Origin of the sequence: Marinicauda sp. Alg238-R41 (assembly GCF_947331485.1) — a bacterium.
GTDB classification, from domain to species: Bacteria; Pseudomonadota; Alphaproteobacteria; order Caulobacterales; family Maricaulaceae; genus Marinicauda; species Marinicauda pacifica.
Map to the genome: position 1 here is coordinate 832,572 of NZ_CAMZOJ010000001.1, position 19,402 is coordinate 851,973.

12 protein-coding genes are annotated in these 19,402 nt (G+C 65.4%); 2 read left to right on the forward strand and 10 right to left on the reverse strand.

The features are described 5' to 3' along the window. Positions 1–113: 113 nt before the first annotated feature. The 5 genes from PGP17_RS03855 to ku all read right to left on the reverse strand — a co-directional run bounded on the left by PGP17_RS03855 (position 114) and on the right by ku (position 4,952). On the reverse strand, positions 114–305 hold the full coding sequence (locus PGP17_RS03855) for a hypothetical protein (protein ID WP_135945367.1): 192 nt from the start codon (positions 303–305) through the stop codon (positions 114–116). A gap of 235 nt (positions 306–540) precedes the next feature. After that, positions 541–1,290, reverse strand: a complete 750-nt coding sequence (locus PGP17_RS03860; protein ID WP_270374312.1) for a hypothetical protein — start codon at positions 1,288–1,290, stop codon at positions 541–543. Between the two features lie 348 nt (positions 1,291–1,638). Next, positions 1,639–2,529 carry a non-homologous end-joining DNA ligase gene (gene ligD, locus PGP17_RS03865; RefSeq protein WP_135945365.1) on the reverse strand — a complete coding sequence of 297 codons (891 nt, stop codon included), beginning with the start codon at positions 2,527–2,529 and terminating at the stop codon, positions 1,639–1,641. Further along, the gene (gene ligD, locus PGP17_RS03870) at positions 2,529–4,085 is read right to left on the reverse strand and encodes a non-homologous end-joining DNA ligase (RefSeq protein ID WP_270374313.1); all 1,557 of its coding nucleotides are present in this window, start codon (positions 4,083–4,085) and stop codon (positions 2,529–2,531) included. The genes ligD (PGP17_RS03865) and ligD (PGP17_RS03870) overlap by 1 nt, the downstream gene beginning before the upstream one ends. Positions 4,086–4,088: 3 nt before the next feature. Further along, positions 4,089–4,952: a non-homologous end joining protein Ku gene (gene ku / locus PGP17_RS03875; protein ID WP_206751105.1), complete on the reverse strand. Its 864-nt coding sequence runs from the start codon at positions 4,950–4,952 to the stop codon at positions 4,089–4,091. Between the two features lie 152 nt (positions 4,953–5,104). Between ku and thrS the strand changes: the two genes are divergently transcribed. Then, the gene (thrS, locus tag PGP17_RS03880; protein ID WP_270374314.1) at positions 5,105–6,952 is read left to right on the forward strand and encodes a threonine--tRNA ligase; all 1,848 of its coding nucleotides are present in this window, start codon (positions 5,105–5,107) and stop codon (positions 6,950–6,952) included. A 59-nt stretch (positions 6,953–7,011) separates the two neighbouring features. On the opposite strand, the gene PGP17_RS03885 is transcribed toward thrS, so the two are convergent. The 3 genes from PGP17_RS03885 to PGP17_RS03895 are packed head-to-tail and all read right to left on the reverse strand — an operon-like array spanning position 7,012 to position 11,825. Beyond that, complete coding sequence (locus PGP17_RS03885) at positions 7,012–10,137, reverse strand: efflux RND transporter permease subunit (RefSeq protein WP_270374315.1); 3,126 nt, start codon at positions 10,135–10,137, stop codon at positions 7,012–7,014. A gap of 24 nt (positions 10,138–10,161) precedes the next feature. Further along, positions 10,162–11,256, reverse strand: a complete 1,095-nt coding sequence (locus PGP17_RS03890) for an efflux RND transporter periplasmic adaptor subunit (RefSeq protein WP_233342196.1) — start codon at positions 11,254–11,256, stop codon at positions 10,162–10,164. Further along, positions 11,253–11,825 carry a TetR/AcrR family transcriptional regulator gene (locus PGP17_RS03895; RefSeq protein ID WP_135945361.1) on the reverse strand — a complete coding sequence of 191 codons (573 nt, stop codon included), beginning with the start codon at positions 11,823–11,825 and terminating at the stop codon, positions 11,253–11,255. The genes PGP17_RS03890 and PGP17_RS03895 overlap by 4 nt, the downstream gene beginning before the upstream one ends. A 241-nt stretch (positions 11,826–12,066) precedes the next feature. Between PGP17_RS03895 and PGP17_RS03900 the strand changes: the two genes are divergently transcribed. Continuing rightward, the gene (locus PGP17_RS03900; RefSeq protein ID WP_270374316.1) at positions 12,067–13,371 is read left to right on the forward strand and encodes a hypothetical protein; all 1,305 of its coding nucleotides are present in this window, start codon (positions 12,067–12,069) and stop codon (positions 13,369–13,371) included. Here PGP17_RS03900 and PGP17_RS03905 read toward each other — a convergent pair. Together PGP17_RS03905 and PGP17_RS03910 are read right to left on the reverse strand one after the other, a co-directional pair. Continuing rightward, positions 13,341–17,480, reverse strand: a complete 4,140-nt coding sequence (locus PGP17_RS03905) for a translocation/assembly module TamB domain-containing protein (protein WP_270374317.1) — start codon at positions 17,478–17,480, stop codon at positions 13,341–13,343. The genes PGP17_RS03900 and PGP17_RS03905 overlap by 31 nt on opposite strands. Next, a complete protein-coding gene (locus tag PGP17_RS03910; protein ID WP_270374318.1) occupies positions 17,481–19,262 on the reverse strand; it encodes an autotransporter assembly complex protein TamA in 1,782 nt (593 codons plus the stop codon). It abuts the gene before it with no gap. Between the last annotated feature and the right edge of the window lie 140 nt (positions 19,263–19,402).

Consider the following 19,402-nt stretch of genomic DNA (forward strand, 5'->3'; position numbering starts at 1 on the left):
TGTTGCGCAAATCTTGCTCCAAAGGCCTGATTTGACAAAGAAAAACGCCGCCCCGAAGGGCGGCGTTTCTCGCTGCGATGCAGCATTAGCGTGTTGTTTCAGGTGGTTGACCGTTACAGCTCGCCCAGCTTGTTCGGCCAGCGGGCATGGTGCCAACGCGGCCATTCCACAGCGACGAGTACAACACCCAGCACGCCAAGCGCGACGATTTCGAGGATCGGGCTCGGCAGCGGCAAGCGCGCGAACACAGCGACGGCTGCAAGCAGCGCGACGAGTGCAAAGATACCACGTGTGATCCTGGACATGGGACTGTCCTCCAATTTTGTTTCTATGCGGACTTTACCAAAAGGCACCGCGTTGTCAAATAAATTGTCCGGGTCGGGATGAAAAACAACCCGCCAATTTATTAAAAAATCCCTGCATTTCAATAAGAAATCTATGTCACAAATCTGAAACACATTGAAAAACAAAGGCTATCGCGCTTGACGAAATGCGCTCGAAACAGGGTTAAAAATTGCAGTAAAATGTCAGTTTTGCGAGCTAGAAGGCCCGCCCGAGGCGAAATTGCACGTCTCTGTCGGGTGCGCCCCCGGAAACCGGCAGCAGTCCGCCTGCATACCAGGACCAGCGTTCGCCGATGTCGCCGGAGACCGCCAGACCTGCCTGGTGGACCGCTTCGCCGGCGCCCCCGGAGAGCGATCCAAAATCGTTGTAGCTGACCAGCGCGGCGCGCACGGGTCCGACCCGGCGCGACACCGAGAAGCGCGCCTCGCCGAATACGCCGTCGTCTGCCTGCGCGCCGGTTTCGACGTCGAAGAGAGCGTTCGCGCGGATCTTCCAGTGTTCGCCGACCCGCCACTGGTTGCGCCAGTCAAGGCCGAGCTGAGACAGGCCCCGGCCATTGCTCAGGCGGGCCTCGACATTAACCCCCGAGGCATAGCCGCTTGGCCCGGCCTTGGCGGTCTGCCAGAGCAGCTCGCCTTCCACATGATCGAAGCGGGTACCGTCGCCCCGATCGCGATAGACCGCGATGGCCCGCACGCGCACGCGGTCGTTCAGCGCCGTCTGGATCTGCGCGCGATGCAGGGTCTGCACATCGTCTCCGGCCCGGTCCTGAGCCAGGCCGAGCCTGTATTCGGCTTCACGCTCGCCGGCGCGCACCTCCGGGCCGGACACGCTGCCGACCGTTTGCGCCGCAGCCGGGGCGGCTGCGCCCAGCGCGCCTGCCAATACGCAGGCGCCCAAAAACGCGCGTCTCAGTCTCACCTCGGTCACCAAGTCCTCACTCAAAGCCCGCGTCCGGGAGGCGCTGCGCGCATCTCCATGACACTTTTGTGACGCGGATATATGAAGGCGGCAGACAGCGAGAGCAAGGCAGGCGCTGAACGAGGAAAGACAAGCGGGTCTGCTCCGCCCGGATTTCATGAGCTTGGTGCTGCCCCCGCACGCTGAAGGCAATCCGAGGCCTTGGGGAGGAGGGGCTACCCCTCTTTCCTGACGAAAGTCAGGATCCAGGAGAGAGCTCGCCGCGCCCTGCGACCCTTGGGTCCCAGCTTTCGCTGGGAAAGAGACGGGACGTATGATCTAGTCTTCGGCTTGCTACGCTTGGGATTTCAGAGCTTTGGGCTGAAACCCGGCCTAATCCTTGAGTGCACTGCGAGCCCAGTCGAGGGCGCCGGATTTCAACGGGGCGGCGTGGTCGAAATAGCCATCCCAAGGGTCGGATTTCAGGCTGGAGAGGCGGCGCGGGAGGGAGTCGACGGTGTAGTCGTGGCCCGAGCTGACGCGTGACAGCTCCTCCCAGCGCAAGGGCGTGGCGACCGGGGCGCCTTTTCGCGCGCGCACCGAATAGGGGGCGACCGAGGTCTGTCCGCGCTGGTTGCGCAGCCAGTCGATGAAGATCTTGCCCTTGCGTTTCGCCTTGCTGGCCTGGGCGACATAGCGGGCGGGATCGTGGCGTTCGAGCGCGGTGGCAAAGCCCTTGGCAAAGCTCTTCACCTCGTCCCAGTCATTGCTGGCATCGAGCGGCGCGATCACGTGAATTCCCTTGCCGCCGGTGACCATGACATGGGGGGCGAGGCCGGCCGTTTCGAGAAGGTCGCGAATGTCGCGGGCGGTGTCTTTCAGGTCGCTGAAATCATAGCCCTCGTCCGGGTCGAGGTCGAAGATCAGGCGTTCGGGCTTCTCCAGCGTCCCGACCTGCGCGCCCCAGGGATGCAGCTCGAGCGCGCCGAACTGGGCGCAGGCCTCCAGGCCCGCCTCGTCGTCGATGTAGATGTAGGGCTCGCGCCCGCCATCTTTCTCCTCGATGTCGACCGACCTGAATCCGTCGGGCAGGCCCTTGGTGTAGTGCTTCTGGAAAAAGCAGTCCTCGCCGATCCCGTCCGGGCAGCGCAGCAGGGAGAGCGGGCGGTTCGCGATATGGGGCAGGAGGCGATCGGCCACACCCAGCAGATAGTCGCGATAGCCCGCCTTGGTGAGGCCGGCATCGGGAAAATAGACCCGCTCCGGACTGGACAACTCCACCATCAGCTCTTGCCCTTCTTCGTGCCGGGTTCGATGGGCTCGGCGGACACTTCCTCGGCCTCCTTGTCCTCGCGCAGCCCCAGGAAGGCGGGATGGCGGAAGCGCCCGTCCTTCGTGCGCTCGGTGTATTCGACCTCGGCGACCAGCCTGGGGGTGACCCAGCAGGCATCCTTCGAGATGGAGCGCGGCACGTCGGAGAGGGGCGAGGTCTTGCGCGAAATCTGTTTCAGCGCGGCGCCGAGGGCTTCGAGCGTAGCCTCGTCGAAGCCGGTTCCGACGCGGCCGCGATAGACCCATTCGCCGTCCTCGCAGGTGGCCAGCAGGAGGGATGCGAAAGCGCGGTCCTTGTCCGACGGGCTCCAGCCGACAATGACGGCTTCCTCGCGCAGCGTGCACTTGACCTTGCGCCAGGTGCTGCCTCTCCCTTCGCGATACTTGCTGGTCTTCTTCTTCGAGATGATGCCCTCGGCCCCGGACTCGCAGGCCTTGTCGTAGACTTCGTCGCCGCGCCCGGCGACATGGTCGGCATAGCGGATCGCGCCTGATTTGCCGTTGAGCAGGCGGGCAAGCTCGGCTTTGCGCGTCTCCAGCGGCTTGTCGCGATAATCCTCGCCGTCCAGTTCGAGCAGGTCGAAGGCGAAGTAAACGAGATCGCCCTTGCCTTCGGACAAGGCGGTCTGCAGGGCGGAAAAATCGGTGAGTCCGCTTTCGTTCAACACGGCGGCCTCCCCGTCGATCAGGGCGCTAGCATCGAGCTCGCCGAGCGCGTCAGCGATGGGTTTGAACCGGTCGGTCCAATCCTTCTCGTTGCGGGTGTAGAGCCGGACCCCGTCCGAGCCGATGGCCGCGAGAAGGCGGTAGCCATCGTATTTCATCTCGTGGATCCAGTCCTCGCCCTCCGGCGCCTCGTCCACGAGCTGGGCCAGCTGGGGCTTCTTGAACCGCGGGCGCTTGGCCGTTGTCTTCGATCTGCTCATCTCGATGCGCCCCGTTTCTTCGCGGTCCGCGACCTGGGCCAGGGTGAGGCCCGATTTGACGCTGGTATCCGGGAAATCGGAGGCCTCCCTGTCTGCTGCCTCATCGTCCTTTTGCTTGATCAGGAGCCAGTTTTCCCGGCCCTTTTCGGTATTCATCCGCACCAGCGCCCAGCGCCCCTTCAGGCGTTCGCCGAACAGTTCGAAGGTGAGTTCGCCCTTGTCCAGCGCGTCCTCGGGCAGGCCTTTCTCCGGCGCCCAGCGGCCGTGGTCCCAGACGATGACGCTGCCCCCGCCATATTCGTCTTCGGGGATGCGCCCTTCAAAATCGGCATAGCTGACCGGATGGTCCTCGGTGCGCACCGCGAGGCGCTTCTGGGACGGGTCGAGGCTCGGCCCCTTGGTGACCGCCCAGCTTTTCATCACGCCGTCCATCTCGATGCGGAAATCGTAATGAAGCCGGGTGGCATCGTGCTTCTGGACGCAGAAGCGCCGCCCGCCGGGCGCCGGCCGGTCCTCCGGGGCAGGCTCGGGCGTCTTGTTGAAGTCGCGTTTCTCGCGATAGGTCTTCAGTGCGTCGGCCATGATCTAGCTGGCCTTCTTCTTTTTCGACTGGCTCCCGGTCTTCGATTTCGATTTTGATTTCGACGATTTCGATGAGCCCCCGGTCTCGTCGAGCGACTTCTTCAAGGCGTCCATCAGATCGACGACATTGCTCTTCTTCGCCTTGCCGGACTCCTCCTCGGTCACGATGTCCTCGTCCTCGGCCTTGCGCTCGATCAGCTCGCGCAGCGCGACCTCATAGGAATCGTCAAAGTCTTCGGGATCGAACTCGCCGGTCTTCTTCTCGATCAGCGCTTCGGCCATCTCGTCCATGTCCTCGTCGATCTCGATGTCAGGGATATCGTCGAAGATGGCGTCGCTGGCGCGGACCTCGTCGCCATAGCGCAGCTTTTCCAGAAGGAGGCCCTTGCCGCACGGGCGCAGGGCGACGAGCTGTTCGCGCCCGGACAACACCATCTGGGCGAGGGCGACGACCTTCCTTCGCCGCAGAGCCTCGCGGATGACCACAAAACCTTCGGCCGCATCCTTGCCGCGCGGTTTGAGATAATAGGGCCGCTCGAAATAGCGCGGGTCGATCTCGTTCAGCTCCACGAAGCGGTCGATACGGATCGTGTTCTTCGTTTCCAGCTTGATCTCGTCGAGCTCTTCGGGTTCGAGCACGACATAGGAGCCCTTCTTCGCCTCGTAGGCCTTCACGATGTCGCCGGAGTCGGCCTCTTCGGTGCCGCCCTCGGGCACTTTGAGGTAGCGGATGCGCTTGCCGGAGGGCTCGTGAATCTGGCGCAGGCTGACGCGGCCCGTCCGTTCGGTCGCCGAGTAGAGCGCGACGTCGATCGAGACCAGGGACAGGCGCAGATAGCCGGTCCAGTAAGCGCGGGGCATTGCCATGAGTCGCAGAACGTTCCCGGTCTGTGACGGTTCCGCTGACGCGCGCCTGCGCCGCGCGTGGACAGCACTGGCCAAAGGCCTTAAATCGAAACTTCATCCGGGGCGCTGCTTTGCAGCAGGCTCCAGGCTCTCCGATTCAGTGAAGAAGACCCATGTCGCAGGCATCATTTCCGATCGATACGAAACGCCACTCCGCCGCGCACCTGATGGCCGCGGCGGTCAAGGATATCTGGCCGAACGCCCGTTTTGGCGTGGGACCGGCGACCGCGACCGGATTCTTCTACGATATTGCGCTGGACGAGACGCTGACGCCGGACGATCTGCAGACGATCGAGAAGCGCATGAAAGAGATGCGCAAGAAGAAGCTGCCCTTCGAACGCATCGACCTGCCCGTCGACCAGGCGATCGGCTACATGAAGGAGCAGGGTCAGGACTTCAAAGTCGAGCTGCTGGAATTGCTGCGCGACAAGGGATCGACGGCGATCGCGAAGGAAACCGGCGACGAGTCGGTGGTCGAAGAAGGCGTGGACACGGTCTCCTTCTTCAAGACCGGAGATTTCGTGGATCTGTGCCGCGGACCGCACGTCGATAATTCCGCCCAGATCGGCCATTTCAAGCTGCGCTCCATCGCGGGCGCCTACTGGCGCGGCAATGCGGAGAACGACCAGCTGCAGCGCATCCACGCGCTGTGCTTCGATACCAAGGAAGAGCTGGAGGCCGAGCTTCACCGGCTGGAAGAACAGGCCAAGCGCGATCACCGCAAGATCGGCAAGGAGCTGGGCATCTACACCATCGTGGACGAGGTCGGCGCCGGCCTGCCGCTCTGGCTACCCAACGGCAACGTGCTGCGCGACGAGCTGGAGCGTCTGGCCCGGGTGAAGGAACACCAGGCCGGATACAAGCGCGTGTCCACGCCGCATATCACCAAGGGCGATCTCTACGTGCGCTCGGGCCACCTGCCCTACTACGCGGACGACATGTACGCGCCGATGATCATCGACGAGCAGGAATACTATCTGCGCCCGATGAACTGCCCGCACCACCACATGATCTACGCCCACGACCAGTGGAGCTATCGCGACCTGCCCGTGCGTCTGTCCGAATACGGACAGGTCTACCGGCACGAGGCGTCCGGCGGGCTCTCCGGCCTGATGCGCGTGCGCGGCTTCTGCCAGAACGACGCGCACATCTATTGCCGCGAGGACCAGGCCAAGCAGGAATTCCTGAACGTGATGGACATGCACGCCATGTATTACGGCATGTTCGGGATCGAGGATTTCTGGATGCGGGTCTCGCTGCCCGATTTCGAGGATCTTGAGAAATATGTCGACGATGTCGATGGCTGGAAGAAGGCCATGGCCATCCTGAAATCGGCCATGGACGAGTCCGGTTATCCGTATGAGGAAGTCGAGGGCGAAGCAGCCTTCTACGGCCCCAAGGTCGACTTCATGATCAAGTCGGTGGTCGGCACCGAGTACACGATCTCGACTAACCAGCTCGACTTCATGGCGACCAAGCGCTTCGAGCTGGAATACACATCCGAAGACGGATCGAAGCAGCCGGTCTATGTGATCCACCGCGCGCCGCTCGGCTCTCACGAGCGCTTCGTCGGCTTCCTGATCGAGCATTATGCCGGCAAGTTCCCGACCTGGCTGGCGCCGGTCCAGGCGATGGTGATTCCGATTGCCGACCGCCACGAGGATTATGCCCGCAAGGTGCGCGACCAGCTGTTCAGCGCGCCGGTGGATACGGTCAATGGCGGTATCCGCGTCGAGGCCGACCTGGCCGCGGAGCGCATGCAGAAAAAAATCCGCAACGCGCAGACGCGCCAGATCCCCTACATGCTGGTGGTTGGCGATGCGGAAGCCGAAGCGGGTACGGTTGCGCTGCGCCACCGCGATCACGGCGATCTGGGCTCGATTCCCGTCGAGGCGCTGATCGAGCGGATCGCCACCGAAGTGCGCACCCGCGCCGATGCGCCCAAACCCGACCCGGCTTAAGTCACGGCGCCGGACAGGACAGGCCGCGCCCGAAACACGGGCGCGGCCTTTTTTGTAGCCTATTGCGCCGGGACGGGCGCGGGCTCTCGCTCCCGATCGGGTTCGTTGCTGGGCGGGCGAATGCGGAAGAAGAGCGCGTAGAGCACCGGCGCGGCGATCATCGTGAGAACGGTCGCGAAGGTCAGGCCGCCGATGATCGTCACCGCCATGCCCTGGAAGAAGGCATCGAAGATGAGCGGCGTCATGCCGAGAATGGTCGTGCCGGCCGCCAGGAGCACCGGGCGCAGGCGGCTGATCGACCCATCGCGCACGGCCGAGTAGCGGTCGTCGCCGCGTGCGATGCGCTGATCGACCTCGTCGACCAGAACGATGGCGTTCTTGATCAGCATGCCCGACAGCGACAGGAAGCCGAGCAGGGCGGTGAAGCTGAAGGCGGTGTCGGTGATCAGCAGGCCGATGGTCACGCCACAGATCGACATCGGCACGATGGCCCAGATGATGAGCGGCTGGCGCACGCTCTGGAAGAGCAGGAAGCTGACTACGAGCATGACGAGGAAGCTGACCGGCAGCACCCCGCCCAGGGATTCGTTGGCTTCCTGGCTGGCTTCGTATTCGCCGCCCCATTCCAGCGTGTAGCCGCGCGGCAGCTCGATGGCGCTGACGATGGCGGAAAAGCGCGTGAAGGCCTGCGCGGCGGTTTCCTCGCCGGGCGGATTGGCCTGGACGGTCAGGGTGCGCACGCGGTCCATGCGCTGGATCAGCGTGTCGCGGGCGGCCAGGTCGAAGCCGGAGACGACCTGGTTCATCGGGACATAGGCGTCCTGGGCCGGGCTCCAGATCAGGCGGTCCGACAGATTGTCCGGCTCCAGCCGCTCGTCCAGCGGTGCGCGCGCGACGATGGGAATGAGGTCGTCGGATTCCCGGTACACCCCGACCGTCAGCCCGTCATTGGCAAAGCGTAGGGCCGAGCCGATGTCTTCGCGAGTCACGCCGATGGTGCGGGCGCGCTCATTCGCGATCACGGGCAGCAGGGTCAGCTCCCGGTTGCGCCAGTCAGTGCGCAGGTCGCGCACATCGCCTTCCAGGCGCAGCCGCTCCATCGCGTCCTCGCCCAGCGCCCTAAGGACATCGGCGTTCGGCCCCTGGAAGCGGGCCTCCAGCTGCGCGCCCGAGGGCGGGCCGAAGACGATGCGGTCGGCGCGCGCCTCCACGTCGGGATGGCTGGCCTCGATATAGCCGAGGATCGCCTCGGACAGGCGCGGGATGGCGTCCAGGCTCTCGGCGCGGATGATGAGCTGGCCGTAGGCGGTGTTGGGCTGTTCGGACGAATAGGTCAGCATGAAGCGCGTGGCGCCGCGGCCCACGAAGGCGTCCACCGTCTGAGCGCCCGGCTGGCGGTTGGCGAAGGCGGCCACGTCCTGGACCATCGCGTCGGTGGCCAGGATGTCGGTCCCTTGAGGCTCGGTCATCTCGATGAAGAAGATCGGCGTGTTGGAGGCGGGGAAGAAGGCGTTCTTCACGAAGCCGAAGCCCCAGAAGCAGGTGACGGTGAGGACGAGAAGGGTGCCCGTGGTCAGCCAGCGCGCGCGCAGGGCCCGCACCAGAACGCCGCGATAGGCCTGGTAGATGCCGCCGGCATACGGGTCGATATTGCCGCCCTTTTCCGACTTGAACAGGGCGTGGGCGACCATCGGCGCGACCGTGATGGCGAGGATCCAGCTGAGCATTAGCGAGATTGCGATCACGGCGAATAGGGAGAAGAGGAATTCCCCGGTGGAGTCCGGCGACAGGCCGATACCGGAAAACGCCATTATGCCGATGACCGTGGCGCCCAGCAGGGGCCACTGGGTGGAGGAGACGGCCGCCTCGGCCGCGGACAGGCGGCGCTCGCCCTTCTGCACGGAAATCTGCATGCCCTCGGTCACGACGATGGCGTTGTCGACCAGCATTCCCATGGCGATGATCAGAGCGCCCAGCGAGATGCGCTGCATGGTGATGTCGAACACCGCCATGAAGAAGAGCGTGCCCATGACGGTTAGCAAGAGCACGACGCCGACGGTCACGCCGGCGCGCCAGCCCATGAAGACGCACAACACGCCGATGACGATGGCCAGGGACATCAGCAGATTGAGCAGGAAGCCGTCGATGGACTGGTCGACCACGGTGTGCTGCTCGTAGATCGTGTGCAGCTCGACGCCGACGGGAAGCTCGTCGATCAGCTCGGCCAGGCGCGCTTCCACATGGGTGCCGACATCGACGATATTGGCGTCGGGAAGGCCGGAAATCCCCAGCGTGAACGCGCTTTGCCCGTTGTGATAGATGTAGACGTCGGCGCGCTCGCGCGGGCCGCGCACGACCTCGCCGATATCGGACAGGCGCAGCGTCTGGCCTGAATCGCGCGGGGAAATAAGCAGGTTTTCGACCGTTTCCACGCCGCCGATGGACTGCGGCATGTCGATGCGCATCAGCCGGTCGCCGGCCGGCGTGTCGCCAGCATCGACCACGGCGTTTTCGTTGGATAGGGTAGACAGAACCGCCTCGACCGGAAGGTTGAGGCGGGCGAGGTTCTCCTGCGGGATCTCGACATAGAGCCGCTCTTCAGGAACCCCGGCGAGCGCCACTTTGGAGACGCCCTCCACGACCAGAAGCTCGCGCCGGATATATTTGGCGATGTCGCGAATTTCCGCGTCCGAATAGCCGGGCGCGGTAATGGCGTAGAAAATGCCGTACACGTCGGCGAAATCGTCGAAGACAAACGGATCGCCCGCGCCCGGCGGCAGGGCCGGCGCGGCGTCGCGGACCCGGCTGCGCAGCTCGTCCCAGATCTGGGGCAGCTCGTCGCCGCTATACTCGTCGCGGATGCGGACGTGGATTTCCGAAACGCCCGGCGCGCTTTCAGACACCAGCTCGTCGAGCTCGCTCATCTGCTGGATGGCGGTTTCCAGCTCCTCGGTCACTTCGGCTTCGACCTCCTCGGCGCTCGCGCCGGGATACTGGGTGAAGACGATGGCTTCCTTGATCGTGAAGGCGGGGTCTTCCAGCCGGCCGACCGAATTAAATCCCCACAGCCCGCCGAGCAGGCAGGCGAGGATGATCAGCCAGGTGATGACAGGCTTCTGGATCGACAGCCGGGCCAGGTTGAAGCCGGGGCGCGGGTCGGGTGTCTCGGTCGCGGACTCGCTCATGGTCTGTGTCCCCAGGGGTGCAGTTTATCGGCCGCCGGCGGCCAGGCTGGTGCGTGAGGCCATCGGACGCACCTGCATCCCGTCATGGAGCGCGTTCACGCCCGCGGTCACGACGAACTCGCCCGCGTCCAGGCCCGCGTGCACGAGCACGGTCTCGCCGGTGACGTCGCCGGTTTCCACATCGCGCGGACTGACCGTGCCGCTGGCCGGATCATAGACCCATGCAACGAACCCGCCCTGCGGAGAGCCGGACAGGGCCGAGACCGGGATGACGACTCGCCCGGTCGGCGTGTCGGCATTCTGTTCGGTCATGATCGAGACGTTCGCGGTCATGCCCGGCAGGATATTGCCCGGCATGTCATCGGGCAGGGCGAAGATGACGCGATAGGTCTGCGAGGCCTGATCGGGTTCGGCCACCAGCTCGCGGTATTCCAGTTCGAAGCTGCGGTCCGGCAGGAAGGGAAACTGCGCGACGACTTCACGCGCCGCCTCCGGGTCTATGGTCGCGATCAGGTTCTCCGACACCGAGATGGCCACGCGCAACTCGCTGATATCCTGCAGGCGCGCAATCGGCTGGCCGGGCGCGATGGTGGAGAAATTATCGACCAGGCGGCGGCTGACCAGACCCTCGAACGGGGCGTTCAAGGTTGCATAATCGAGATTCTGGCGGGCATTTTCGACGGCGACGGCGCGCAGGTTATAATTGGTCACGACGTCTTCTAGCGCTGCGTCCGAGGCAATCCCGCGCTCGTGCAGGGTCTGGACACGATCCCGGTTCTGTTCGGCCTGCTGCAGCTGAACGCGCGCTTCGCGAAGCGCGCGGTCGAAATCCTGGGTCTCAAGACTGGCGATGAGACTGCCTTCGGGCACCACGGCGCCTTCCGAGACCGGGAAGCTGGCCAGCCGGCCGCCAACCTGGAAGGCCATTTCCACGGTCAGGCGCGCCTCGACGCGGCCGACGAATTCGCGCCGCGAGGGCAAGTCGGCCGCCATCACCGGCTCGATCCGTGCGGTTCGTACGGGCGGTTCGACGATCTCGGCCTCGCCGCCGCAGGCGGACAACATCAGAAGAGGGACGAGGAGGAGGGGGACGAGGAGAGACAGGCGGCGCACGCTCATGATTGGGACTCCGAGACCATGGCGATGAGGCGCTCTTCTACGGAGTCGCGCTCGGGGGGCGTGAGAAAATCGAGGCCAAGAAGGTCGGCAAAGTGCAGCCCGTCCGATGCCAGGAAGGCGATGCGGGCCAGATCGGGGTCCCGGGCACGCTTCGCGATCATCGTGCGCGTTTCCGACACACGCGCGCGAACCGGGTCGATGAGCTCGGGGTTCTCGGCCGCGGCGGCCAGCAGGGCCATCGACAGGCGGCTATTCTTCTTGCGGAAACCCATTGCCGCGCACAGGAGCGCGGGCAGGACCGGAACGCCGTCGGACTCCGCAGTGTGGAGCGCGTGCTCCATCTCGCAGTCGACCGAATGGATCATGCGCTCAACCATGCCTTGGATGAGGGCGGTCTTCGATCCGAAATTGTATAGAACGCCGCCCTTGGAGAAGCCGCTTTCGCGCACCACGGCATCAATGGTGAGCCGGCGCGCGCCCTCGCGTTCCACGATGGCCTCGGCGGCATCCAGGATTGCGTCCTGCGTGGAACGGGTCTCGTCGGCACTGGTCTGGGTTGTGTCGGTCATTATCTTTGTTGCGCTGCATCAATACCGTCTGGACGGTTGGGAGAGGCATAAACCGTCCAGACGGTACAGACAAGAGTGACCTTGAAGAAAATCGCCCGGGAACCCGCCTGACACGCGCCAATCGATCGTGACAGTTCGATGAAGATTACAAGCCGGGCTGGAGGTTTTCTTTGAATCCGGCCGATGCCTGCGCTATCGCGCAGGAGACCCGATAGCGGGTGCTCAGTCCGGGATTTCATGCATGGATAGCTTCGCGATTTTCGGTGTGCCGGTATTTGCGCTCGCCGGCTTCCTGTTCGCCGCCTACGCCATCGTCGCGAACGATGTCATCCAGACCCTGGGAACCTTCCTCTCCTCGAACTCCAAACGGCCCTGGGTGATCCTGTGGGCGTTTGCCTCCACCATCATCGTGGCGGTCATGGTCTATGGCTGGTTCTTCAACAGCGGCGATATCGCCTTCGACCGCCTGAACCAGATTCCCTATCCCGAAACCGGCATCCAGTGGTGGCATGTCCTGCCGCCGCTCGCCCTGCTCGTGCTGACCCGCTACGGCATCCCGGTCTCGACCACCTTCCTCGTGCTGACCATCTTCACGCTCACGGGCGGCGCGGCCACGGCTGGCGTGCTTGGCGGGATGCTCTTCAAATCCATGCTGGGCTACATCGTCGCCTTTGTGGCGGCGGTAGGGCTCTACGTGGTGATCTCGCGCCTCTTCGAGCGCTGGGTCTCGAAAACCGACGCCGACGACTATCACGGCAACTGGATCTCGGTGCCGATGGTGACGCTGTTGTCCTGTGTCCTGCTCTACCTGCTTCTGATCGGGCCGGTTCTGCCGGACGGCAGTATCGAGAATCCGATCGGCTGGGCGGTCAGTGGCGCGGCGGCCATTGCGGTCGGTGTCATCACGATCCGGTTCAATGTCTGGTACGTGATGCAATGGCTGTCCACGGCCTTCCTGTGGAGCCAGTGGCTGATGCAGGATCTGGCCAACATCTTCGTCTATCTGCCGCGCGAAACGGTGACGATGGCGGACGGGTCGGTCGATGTAACCTTCAGTGCAGGCCTGATCATCTTCGCCACGCTTTTGATGCTCAGCCTGCACGCCATCATCTTTGCGATCCGCGGCGGCGAGATCCAGAAAATCGTTCTGACCAAGACCAACACGATCGATGTGCGTTCGGCGACCATCGTCGACTTCTCGTTCGGCGTGATCCTGCTCTACTTCAAGGAACTCAACGACATCCCGATGAGCACGACCTGGGTCTTCCTGGGCCTGCTCGCGGGCCGCGAACTGGCCATCTCCATCGTCGGCCGCCTGCGCGGGGTCGGGGAGGCGACGGTCGACGTGTTCAGCGATATCCTGCGTGCCCTGCTGGGCCTTGCCGTGTCGGTTGCGCTGGCGCTCGGCATGCCCTGGCTGGCGACGGGACAATTCCCCGATCTGCGTCAGCAAATCCTCGGCGAGACCGACACCGGCGGCGCCAACGAGATGGCGGCGCAGGGCGAGGTGCCGGTCTACCAGTCGATCTCGTCGAGCGAATCGTAGTCGCGGCGCCAGGAAATCGCGATCCCCGCCTGACCGCTGGCACTGAGTTCGGATTCCAGCGAGAAACGCTGCGTCAGCGCCCACTCGATCCGTGTGGTCGGGGCCGCGCCGCCGGACGCCGAGGCGATCTCCAGATAGACATCGTCGGTGATGTAACGTCCGCCCGAGACGACCGTGCCGCCATCATCGCCGGAGACGATGGAGAGCTGGTCGAACCCGGTCAGGCCACGCAGGGCGCTGAACGGGTCGAAGCCCCCCGCCGCACCGGCCAGAGCCCCTGCGAGCTGGGCGGCCTGAACGCCGGATAGATCGCCCGCACCCTGACCGAAGAGCAGGCGCGAGGCGATTTCGTCATCGGGCAGGCTGGGACTGGATTCCAGATTGATGGTGGGCGCGCGCGCCGTCCCGCCAATCACGATGCGCGCCGTGATATCGCGCGCCTGGCGCACCGCCACGATGTTGAGTTCGGCCGCGGCCGGTTCGCCGTCGAGCGTGACCACGCCGCGATCGAAGGTGAAGCGCTGGCCGAGCAGGCTGGCGCTGCCCCGGATCAGCCGGGCTTCGCCTTCCAGGTCGAGATTGCCGGGCGAACCGGCGACATGGATGTCCAGCGACCATTCGGTGTCGAAGGACTGGCCGCGCACGAAGACCTGATTATTGGCCTCGATATCGTAGTCGAGCACGACGGAAATGCCGGGTGAAGGTTCGGGGACCATCTGCGTCTCGCCCTGGCCGGGCACGTTGACCTCGGTGACCTGGATATGCGGGATCGGGTCCTGACCGCCCGAGGGAGGACGCGCCTCGACCTCGCGCAGCCGGGTCTCGCCGCTCACGGTCAATTCCCGGTCGGCCAGGGCCAGCGTGACGTCCCCGCTGCCGACCGCGGCAAGGTTTGGGCGCGACATCAAGGTGAAGTCGGTAAACTCGAAACTGGCATCGCCGTTGACCTGCGCGCCCGCAAAACTGAATTGGCCGCTGCCGGTCAGCGTGCCCCCGTCCGGCCCCTGGCCCTCGATGCGCGACAGGGTGATGCCGTCATTCTGGAATTCGGCCACGCCGGACACGTCGTTGATCTGGAGCCCGGCCGTGTCGTCCACGAAGCTGCCCTCGCGCAGCCGGGCCACACCGCGAAAGTTCGGCGAGCCGATCGTGCCATCAAAGCGCGCGCCGGCATCGACCTGGCCTTCCAGACGGCGCCCAGGGGGGAGCATGAAGGCGGCCAGGGGCGCGATCTCGCCGTCGAAGAAGATCCGTCCGTCCAGCACCGTATCGTCTTCGGTGAGGTCGGAGACGGCGGTCACGAGGCCGGTGGAGAGGTCGAAGCGCGCGGACATCTCGACCCCGGGCGCGGTGCCCTCCACATCGATATTGAGCTGTTCGCGGCCGAGATTGGCGTCGAGCGTCAGATCGAGCGCAGGACCGTTCTCGCTCAGGCGTGGCTTCAGACTGCGGCCTTCGATGTCGACATTGCCTGTCCAGCCGGCCGGATCGAGTTCCAGCCGCGCCTCGCCGTAAAGCGTTCCACCCATGGGCGGGCGGCTGCGGCGATAGGAGAGAAGCCGGGCCGGCAGCGCCTCGAAGGAGGCCGTCAGGACCGGCACCGATTGCTGCCGGCCATGGCCGAACACGATGCCGCCCTCGCCCACCGACAGGGCGCCGGACACGCTGGTCGCGCCACCTTCGCGGGAGACCGTGATGTCCTCGCGCGTGGCGATCTCGACATTGCCGTACTGGCCCGAAGGCGCGACGCTGATCAGGAGCGGTCCGCCGGCCAGGCGAAGCTGGCCATCGGCGTTCAGCGTGAAGCGCGCACCGTATGCGCCCTCGCTTTGAAGGGTCAGGTCGACCGCCTCGAGCGGGCCGGCCAGCGTAGCTTCCAGGGAGTCGAGATAGACCATATCGCCCTGGATGAGGTCGTCGGCGGTTACCGTGACGTCCAGCCTGCCATCTTCCAGGCGGCCTTGAGCGGCGAACTGGCCGAAGCCGGCAATCGGCTCGGCGGTCAGGTCGAAATCCATCGAGGCCGGCGCGGCGCTCAGCTCGCCATCGATCGCAAACGCGCCGAAGCGCCCGTCTATGCCGGGAAGGCGGACGCGGTCGCCCTCACGCGAGAAATCGCCGGCGAGATCGAGCGCGCCGCGATCCATGGACCCAGTCAGGCGCCATTCCCCGCTCAACGCATCGAGGGGGCCGGCCGCCTCGATGCGAAGCGTGGATTCTCGCACGTTGACCGGGCCGGCCGAAACGGCGTCGGTCTCGATCTGCGCGCGGGCGTCGAGCCGGTTGCCGGTCATCGATGCATCGAACGCGATGGCGGCCTGGCCATCCATGGCAACGGCCGAAACGGGCAGGGCGCCCGTCCACAGCGCATCGCCCTGCGCCTGCCAGCCCTCGCCTTCATAAGCACCGGTCACGTCGAGCTGAAGTGTCGGGCTCTGCGCTTCCAGCCGGGTCAGCGCGACATTGCGCCCGCCTTGCCAGCGGCCTTCGGCGCTTGCGTCGAGCCGGTCGCCGAGCAGCGTCTCGAGCTGGCCGCTGAACTCGCTGCCGTCTGCGGTGAGCGAGAAGTCCAGCGGGCCGGTGATCTCGCCGCTCGCCTGGCCGGTAAGGCGCAGCGTCCCGCCGGAGCCTGGACGGAAAGCGCCGACCTCGATCCGGCTTTCGGTCAGCCGGGCGCTGAAGCTGCCCGAACCGGGATTGAGCAGGCCCTGGGCTTCGATCTCGCCGCCCTCGCCGCTGAGGGTGAGGGCTTCAAAGGACAGATCGCCGGTTTCCCGGCTGTAGATCATGTGGGCGTCCACGCTGGGTGACGCGCCAAGCGCGGCCTGGAGCTGTGCGTTGTCGAAGCGGGCATTTTCGCTTTCCAGCACGGTGACCACGTCCGGGCGCGACAGCGGCCCGGTCACCGTGACCGGGCCGCGGACCCGGGCGAAGCGGGCAAAGCCGAGGTTCAGCTCCTGCGCGGCGATCTCGCCTTCGAAGGAGCGGTCCCCGGAGACGGTCAGAATGCCCTCCGCGGTGAGACTTCCGGCCTGAACGCGCTCGTTGGTGAGCTGGGTGACGAGGCCGGCGGCTTCGTTGACGGTCACGGCAAGCTGATCCGATCCGGCGCGGCTGATATCGGCCGACAGGCGCGGCGCCCGGATTTGGGCGGTGATGGCGGACAGATCGGGGCGGAACAGGCTGTCCTGGCGCAGGCGGACCGCCAGGGAGAGATCGCCCGGCCCGCCCAGCAGCTCGTCCAGCATGTCCAGCCCCGGCCAGCGTGCGGGGCGCGCCTGCGCGTCGATCTCCAGCAAGCCGGACTCCCAGCCCATCTCGCCGGTGATCGCCGCCTCGCCGTCGGCGCGGACCTCAAGCTGCCCGGTGCCGTCCTCGTCGGTACCAGACAGGGTCAGGTCGGCTTCGATCCGGCTATCGCGCGTGCGCATCAGTGCGGTCAGCGGTCCGCCGGCCGGCGCGATCAGTTGCGCATCGATGTCGAGCACGTCTTCGCCGATCAGCGCCTCGACGAGAATGCGGTCCTCGCCGCTATCGGTGCGCTGAACGTCCAGACTGGCCTGCCAGCCCCGGCCTGAGCGGGCCAGCGAGCCCTGCGCGGTCAAGCGTGCCTCCTGGCCTGTGACGGCTTCGGCAATGCGGATGGTGTCGAGATCGAGTTCGCCCACGCTGATCGTCCAGTCCGGCAGCCCGCCGCCCCCACCCTGCTCGCGTTCGGCGCGGGTCGGCTGGTGCAGCATGGCGATACGTTCGGCGGTCAGCGCCTGGACGTCGATATGGCGCGAAAGCAGGCTGCGTGGCCGCCAGTCCAGGACCAGGTTCTCCACTTCCAGCCAGACACCGTCCTGATCGGCAAGGGTCAGCGAGCCGATGGTGAGCCGGTCCAGCGGATTACCGGAGAGGTCGCTGATCTGGATTTCGCCGTATCCGGCGATCTGGCGTCCGTCGACCAGATCGTCGACCAGGTCGCGCCCGGTCTGTCCGGACAGCACGACAAGCGCCACCCCGGCGGAGGCGGCCAGCAGCGTGAGCACGATGCCAATCGTCCAGGCGCCAATGATGGCGGTCCGGCGAAGCCAGCCGGAACGGGTCTGAGCGGTATCGGCCATCTAAAAGGCTTGTCCGATGCTGATGTAGAAATGAACGGGGTCGTCGCCGTCACGCGGGTTAAGGGGCGTGGCGATGTCGGCGCGGATCGGCCCGAAACCGGGATAATAGCGCACGCCAAAGCCGGCCGCATATTGCATTTCGCCAAAATCGGGCGACAGCTCGCGTCCGGCAATGCCGCCATCCACGAAGGTGACGAAGCCCAGACGGTCCGACCAGCGATAGCGCAGCTCCGCGCTGGTCTCGAACAGAGAGCGGCCGCCGAAGGGTTCCTCCCGGCCGGTCACCTCGTCGAGCAGAGGCGGGCTCACAGACTGATATTCGTAGCCGCGGATCGAACCGCCGCCGCCGGCATAGAAGCGCTGGGTGGGCGGCACTTCCTGGGCGGTCGCGCCGAACAGGGCGCCGAGCCGGACCCGGCCGGCCAGGGTCCAGGACTCGCCGAAGGTCTGGTAGCCGCGCAGCCCGAAGACCGAGCGCACATAGCGCGCTTCCTCGTCGCCGAAGGACATGCCGGGGCGCACGCGCAATTCGGTGTACACCCCGTCAAGCGGGTTGAGGACGTTGTCGCGCATGTCGAACACCGCTTCGAGGGGAAGGGTGACCGTCGCCAGATCGCGTTCGCCGCGCGCATCCTCGACACGGGCGATCTGGGTGTCGATGCCGGCCGAGACGGTCAGCTCGTCGGTGAGGACGCGCGACAGGGCGGCCCCGGCCGACAGGGCGTCCTGGTCGTAGGCGTCGGTGCGTTCGGCCAGCGCCGCGCCGGTCAGCGTGAGGGCCTGATTATACCGGCGCCAGTGCGGCATCTGCAGCGTCGCCTGGACCCCGCTCTGCAGCGTGGCGGCGCTGACATCGAGCGTCAGCGTCTCGTCCCGGTTGAACATGTTGCGGCGGATCCATTCGACCTGGCCGCCGGCGCCGCGGTCTGTGGAAAAGCGCGCCGCAACGGCGAGGGTGTGACGCGGGACCGGTTCCATGCGCACGTCGACGGGACGCTGGACGCCGGTCGCATTGGGGGCCAGACGCGTATCGGCGAGGGCCACGATTTCCAGGTTCTGAAGGCGCTGATTATACTCTTCCAGCTGCGCCTTGCTCGCCGGTTCGCCTGCCTCGAACGGGGCCAGGCGGCGGACATACTCTTCGTCGAGGTCGGCCAGGCCACCCGCCAGCTGAGGCGTGCCGAAGCGCAGGAAAGGACCGGTGTCATAGGCAAACGTCGCGCGCGCGGCTTCGGTGGCGTGATCGACGATGATCTCGCGATTCCCCGTCTCGGCCTGGATCCAGCCCGAGTTGCGAAGCGCGGTCAGCACCCGGTTCTCCGCGTCGATCACAGCGCTGGCCAGGACCGGCCGGCCGGCCTGGAGGCCGAGCTCGGATTCGATCTCCGCGCCCGGAGCCCGCTCTGAGTCCGCAGGCACGTCGAAGGCGACATCGACGCTTTCGAAGACGAATTGTACGCCCGGACGCACGCGGACCAGCGGCGTGTCGTTCTCCCCCAGGCGCGGGTCGACGAGTGCCGCGTAATAGCCGCGCGATTCCAGATAGAGACGGATGCGTTCGGCGGCCTGCTGGGCCATGTCGCGGGCCGCCCAGCGCGACTCCGCTTCTTCCTCGGCCTCGCCGATGGTCTGGTAGAGCGCGTCGCGCAAGGCGGCGTCCTCCACCCCTTCGATGCGTGCCTGGGGCTTGCCCAGGGCTGGCGCGCAAAGCGCGCACGCCAACAGGGCCGCGCCCGAAAGGCGGCTGAAAATGGCGCGGGTGGACGAAGGCAGGTCTGACATTATTAGACTGTAACGGCTGAGCGTGAAGTTTGGTCCAAGCCTGATGCTTTATGAGGCATTTTTCCGGCACGAACTGCAGGCGGACGCGTTTGCACCCCTAAGACGTCTCCGACGGCGCATCCGTCATGATAGGAGTTTGA